Raw genomic sequence first — 6193 nt, 5'->3', positions numbered from 1 at the left:
GGTACGGCCAGGGCGTTTATGGCGGGACGGGTGGTGCGGCGGGCGACGGCGGCGCGGTGGTTGGCAACGGACAGGCCGGCAACGGCGGCGGCGGCGGCGGCGGTGCTGCCGTCGTGATTCAGTCGGGCGGCGCGGTCACCGCGACCGGCACGATTCAGGGTGGGAATGCCGGCGGCGGGGACGCGACGGGCTACTCGAACGACGGGAGCGGCGGCGGCGGCGGTGGCGGTGCGGCCGTCGTCGCGCTGAGCGGCTCCAGTTTCACGAACGCCGCGGCCAATACGATCCAGGGCGGGATCGGCGGCGACGGCTACCTTGGCGGGAACGGCGGCGGCGGCGTGGTCGGCACTGGGTTCACGCTGAGCAACGGCGGCTCGATCGTCGGGCGGCAGGGCGGGACCGGCATCACGGTCAACGGCGTCGGCGGCACGGGCGGCAATGGCGGCGACGGCGTCGATCTCGGCAGCGGGAGTACGGCGAACAATAGCTACACCGCCGCCATCGACGGCGGCGGCGGCGGCGCGGGCGCCACGCAAGGCACCGGCGGCAACGGCGTCACGATGGGAAGCGGCAGCGTGCTGACCAACAACGGCACGATCCAGGGCGGCGGCGCGGCGAACTGCTATTCGACTTGCGTCGCCGGGACGGGCGGCAGCGGCGCGATCCTGTCGGGCAACGCGAGCGTGACCAACGCGGCCGATGCGAGCGGCAACACATCGGTTCAACCCGGCACGATCTTCGGCGGCAAGGGCGGCGCGGGCTGGGATCTGGGCGGCATCGGCGGCGTTGGTGTCCAGTTGCAGGGCAGCGGCAGCAGCCTGACGAATACCGACAGCGCGTTCGTCGTCGGCGGCACCGGCGGCGCGGCAAGCGCCGCGAACGACACCGGCGGGGGCGGCGGTGCGGGCGTGACCACCGTCAGCGGCGCCACCGTGACGAACGAGAACAGCGCGACGATCCGCGGCGGTGCGGGCGGCGACGGCAGCGTCGTCGGCGGCGCGGGCGGCGTCGGCGCGACGCTCGTCGCAGGCAGCAGTCTGAACAACAGCGCGACCGTGGCCGGCGGCGTCGGCGGCACGGGCAGCGGCGATACCGGGGCCGGCCAGGACACGACGGGCGGCACCGGCGGCGCCGGCGGCGCGGGCGTGACGCTTGCGAGCGGCGCCAATCTCGTCAACAGCGGCGCGAAAGCGGGCATCAGCGGCGGCGCGGGCGGCAGCAGCGGCGCCGGCGGCCAAGGGGGCGCAGGTGGAACCGGCGTCGATCTGGCGGCCAATGCGACGTTCGCGAACGGCGCCGCGGTCAGCGGCGGCAACGCGGGGCGCGGCACGGCCGCGACAGGCGTGGCCGGCGGACTGGGCGGTACCGGCATCCTGCTGGAGAGCAGCGCGCATCTCGACAACACGGGTACCGTCACCGGCGGCGCAGGCGGCCAACAGTTTTCGGCGAATACGTCGGGGCTCGGCAGCGGCGGCGCGGGCGGAACGGGGCTGGCGCTGGCCAGCGGCGCCAGCGCCACGAATACCGGGGCCGGCGCGATCGCGGGCGGCGCGGGTGGCGCGGGCGGTGTTTATGCCGGCAATGCCGGCGCGGGTGGCGCCGGCGCCATGCTCGCGGGTGGCGCGACGCTCTCCAATAGCGCGACGATCCGGGGCGGCAGCGGTGCCGAAGCGGCGAGCTATTCGGGTACCCGGGCGGCCGGCAGCACGGGCGGTGCGGGCGTGGTGCTGGCGGGCGCCGGGGCGACGCTCGCGAACAACGGCGCTTCGGCGCTGATCGCCGGCGGCACGGGCGGCGACGATTCCGGCGGCGGCACGAGCGGCATCGGCGGCGTGGGCGTGTCGCTTGCGAACGGCGCGAGCGTCACGAACACGGGCGGCGCGACGATCAGTGGCGGTGCAGGCGTCAACAGTCGCGTGATCGGCCTGACCGGCGGACTGGCCGGGGTCGGCGTCGTCGCCACCGGCGGCGCGAGCATCGTCAATGCGAGCCTGATCGAGGGCGGCACGCCGAGTTCCGATGCGGGCGCGCCGCAGGTCGACGCGGTCGACCTGAGTGGCGGCGGCAATACGCTGACGCTCGAGAACGGCTACCGCTTCGTCGGCAACGTCGTCAGCACGAGCGGCACGACCAACGGCGGCGATACGCTGGTGCTCGGCGGCGACAGCGCCGCGACGGGCGGCACCGGCAACGGCACGTTCAACGTGTCGCGCATCGTCGGCACCGTGCCGACCGGCTACGACAAGACGAACGGCCCGGCGTACTACGGTTTCAACGCATTCGAGAAGACGGGCACCAGCACCTGGACGCTGACTGGCACCGGCGCGACGAACCAGAACTGGCAGATCGCGAACGGCGTGCTGCAGGGCGATGCGACGTCGCTGCAAGGCAACGTGACGTTCGCGCCCGCGTCGGGCGCGACGCCGGGCGTGGTATTCGACCAGGGCAGCGCCAACGCGAACAGCCCGGCGAGCGCGACCTACGCGGGCGTCGTGAGCGGCGCGGGCAGCCTGACGAAGATTGACAACGGCACGCTGATCCTGACGGGTGCGAACGCGTATACCGGCGGCACGACGATCGGCGCGGGCACGCTGCAGATCGGCAACGGCGGCACGACCGGCTCGATCACCGGAAACGTGGTCGATAGCGGTTCGCTCGTGTTCAACCGCAGCGACAACGGCAGCTTTGGCGGTACGATTTCCGGCTCGGGAGCGGTGACGGTCGCGGGCGGCGGCACGATGACGCTGACGGGTGCGAACACGTATACCGGCGGCACCACGGTGTCGAGCGGCGTGCTGCAAATCGGCAACGGCGATACGTCGGGCTCGATCGTGGGCAATATCGTCGACAACACCAGCGTCGTCTTCAACCGCAGTGACGACGTCACGTTCGGCGGCAACATCTCGGGTACCGGCGTGCTCACGAAGAGCGGTGCGAACACGCTGATCCTGAACGGCAGCAACACGTACACGGGCGGCACGACCGTCGGCACCGGCACCCTCGAGATCGGCGACAGCGGCCATGCCGGCGCGACGCTCGCGGGCAACGTCGACGTGCTGAGCGGCGCGACGCTGCGCGGCCACGGCACGATCGGCGGCAGCGTGCTGAACGACGGCACCGTGTGGCCGGGCGGATCGGTCGGCGTGCTGACGATCAACGGCAACTACACGCAGAACCCGGGCGGCACGCTGCAGGTCGACGTCACACCGACGCAGGCGTCGGAACTGGTGGTCGGCGGCACCGCGCAGCTGGGCGGCACGCTGAGTCTTGTCTATGCGCCGGGCACGTATTCGGCGACCACCTACACGCTCGTGCAGGCGAAGACGGTCAGCGGCACGTTCGCGAATACGCAATCGTCGGGCTCGACGCCGACGAACCTGAATGCGCAGGTTGCCTATAACGCGACGCAGGCGAATCTCGTCCTGGCGACGCCGACGCCGACGCCGACGCCAACGCCAACGCCGACGCCGACGCCAACGCCAACGCCAACGCCAACGCCAACGCCAACGCCAACGCCGACGCCAACGCCAACGCCGACGCCAACGCCAACGCCAACGCCAACGCCAACGCCAACACCGACGCCAACACCGACGTCAACCCGTGTCGGACCGGCAGACGGTGACCTGTTTGCGAACCGGATGCGGCTCGTCAATCTCGTCGGCCAGCAAGCATTGAGTACGGTGCTGGATGCCGGGTTGACCAGCATGAACACACAATGCGGAGCCGGCGCCGTGGGGGCTCCGGGGCAGAGCACGGCACGCGCGGTGTGTCAGACGGGGGTATGGCTCCAGGCCAACGGCTCGGATGCGGTGATCAGCGGCATGGATCGTCTGCATGCGAACGGCTTCGGGCTGCTTGGCGGCGTCGATCGAGCGATCGGCGAAACTGGGCTGCATCTCGGCGTCGAGGCCGGCGTGAACCGGATCAACAGCAGCGACTCGGCTGGCGGCGGCGGCTCGACCGACAATGCGCACATCGGTCTGTATGGATTCGCGAACGCGGGGCCGCTCGTGTTGTCCGGTACGGTCGACTTCATGCACAGCAGCTACACGATGTACCGCGCAACCGGCATCGGCAACGCATCGTCGGACCCGGGCGGCAGCACGACGGGCGCTGCCGTGCAGGCAGCCTGGCCGCTCGCGGCCGCGCAATGGCTGATCACGCCGCGCATCGGCGTGCTGTATCAGCATCAGCGGCTCGATGCATTCGGCGAAACGGTCGCGAATCCGAGCCCGCTGGCGCCGGCGTTCGGCGTGACGGGGCAGGCTGCGACGTATACGACGTTGCAGCCTTATGCGGCCGTATCGTTCTCGCATCCGTTCGAGGTCCGGAATGTGACGTACGTGCCGAGCCTCGATCTCGGATACCGCTACGACGCGCGCGGCAACGTACCGGCGGTCACGGTGCTTGCGCAGGACGGTACGCAGTTCGTGCTGCCGGGAACGCCCATCGGACGTAGCACAGGAACGGTCGGAGCGCGCTTGACGGCCGAGTTGCCCGGGGCGTGGAACCTGTACCTGAACTATCAAGGGCTGTTCGCGACGCACATGCACGACAACCTGCTGACATTTGGCTTCACGAAGCACTTCTGACGAGGTTTGGCATCCTGACGGTAGCCCAGCCGGTTCGCCGGGGGAAGGACTCCGCGCGAACCGGCGCGAGCATAGGCAGCGCGCCGGCACGGCGAGCCGGTTGCTTCGGGCTGAAAGGGCGGCGGGCACGACACGATGGCGCGACCGGCGTCTCGCCGCCGCCCACGACGGCTACATGCCGGCCGGCGCACGCCGTCGACTGCGTTTCGCGCGTCGAGCCTGCACCGATTGACGACATGACGAGGAGAGGATCGTGACACGTCCGTTCGACGACGACTGGCGCCGCTGGATCGCCGAGAATCTGCTGCTGGACGGTACGCCGGACGCGCTCTTGCAGGTGCTGGCGTCGCACGGCTTCACGCCCGACGATGCCGCACGCGAGATCGGCGCGGCACTGGCGAGTCCGTATCTGCAAGGTGGAACGCGCATGCGCGATCGGTTGCGCAAGCGCGACTGGCTGTTGTCCGTCCAGAGTGCATTGACCCGGTTGCGCACGAACGGCGACCGCATCGAGCGGTACGCGTGCCTGCCGCGTGATGCGTTCTTCGACAGGTATTACTTCTCGAACCGCCCCGTGATCCTGACCGGCGCGTTCGACGACTGGCCGGCGCGCGCAAAATGGAGCTTCGATTATTTCCGCGCGCGCTGCGGCGAATGCGAGGTCGAGGTGCAGTTCGGGCGCGATTCGGATGCTCAATACGAAATCAATCAACCGAAGCACAAGAGGACGATGCGCTTTGGCGACTATGTCGATCTCGTGGAGCGCGGCGGCACGACGAACGATTTCTACATGACCGCGAACAACACATCGCACAATCGTGTCGCGCTCGCAGCGCTATGGGACGACGTTGCACCGATCGAGCCGTATCTCGACCCGGCGTCGCCGGACACCGGATTCTTCTGGTTCGGTCCCGCAGGGACGAAGACTCCCTTCCATCACGACCTGACCAACAACTTCATGGCGCAGGTGATCGGCCGCAAGCGGGTGAGACTCGTGTCGTCGCTCGATACGCCGGCGATGTACAACGATCTCCATTGCTATTCGCAGGTTGACGGCAGTGCGCTCGACTATGAGCGTTTTCAGCGGCTGAAGGACGTGCAGGTGCTGGAGTGCGTGATCGAACCCGGCGATCTGCTGTTTCTGCCGATCGGCTGGTGGCACTACGTGGAGGGACTCGATCCGTCCGTCACGATGACGTTCATCAATTTCGCGGCGCCGAATGATTTCGCGAATACGTACCGGACCTATCACGCGGTGTGAGTGACCTGCGGCGGGATTTTGTAGCCAGGTAAGCAGTGAGTCGCATGTCGATATTATCGGACTCCAGCCAGGCTCGACGGACCGTGGCCGGAGGTTGGTAACGATGGGCGCCATGCGGCCGCTTCTCGTTGTAGAACTGACGCCATGGCTCGATGAGCACCCTGGCTTCAGCACGGCTGCGGAACCACTCGCGATTCAGCAGTTCGTCGCGCAGCTTGCCATTGAAGCTCTCGACGAAACCGTTTTGCCATGGGCTACCGGGCGTGATGAAGGCCGGGCCGACAGACGCGTCGCGCAACCAGCGCATGACACGGGCAGCGGTAAATTCCGCACCGTTGTC

Annotated in this window: 3 protein-coding genes; 2 read left to right on the top strand and 1 reads right to left on the bottom strand. The window is 69.0% G+C overall.

Annotated elements, in window-relative coordinates:
• On the top strand, positions 1-4592 hold a 4592-nt coding region (locus tag GQ56_RS45320), incomplete at its 5' end, for an autotransporter outer membrane beta-barrel domain-containing protein (protein WP_043301780.1).
• A gap of 253 nt (positions 4593-4845) precedes the next feature.
• Positions 4846-5853: a cupin-like domain-containing protein gene (locus GQ56_RS0138510; RefSeq protein ID WP_031403701.1), complete on the top strand. Its 1008-nt coding sequence runs from the start codon at positions 4846-4848 to the stop codon at positions 5851-5853.
• Here GQ56_RS0138510 and GQ56_RS42645 read toward each other — a convergent pair.
• Positions 5795-6193, bottom strand: a 399-nt coding sequence (locus tag GQ56_RS42645) for an integrase core domain-containing protein (protein ID WP_235212841.1), incomplete at its 5' end; no start/stop codon positions are given. The genes GQ56_RS0138510 and GQ56_RS42645 overlap by 59 nt on opposite strands.

The sequence above is a fragment of the Burkholderia paludis genome, assembly GCF_000732615.1.
GTDB lineage: Bacteria > Pseudomonadota > Gammaproteobacteria > Burkholderiales > Burkholderiaceae > Burkholderia > Burkholderia paludis.
The sequence above is the reverse complement of the archived record's forward strand: the minus strand, read 5'-3'. Positions and strand labels throughout refer to the sequence as shown.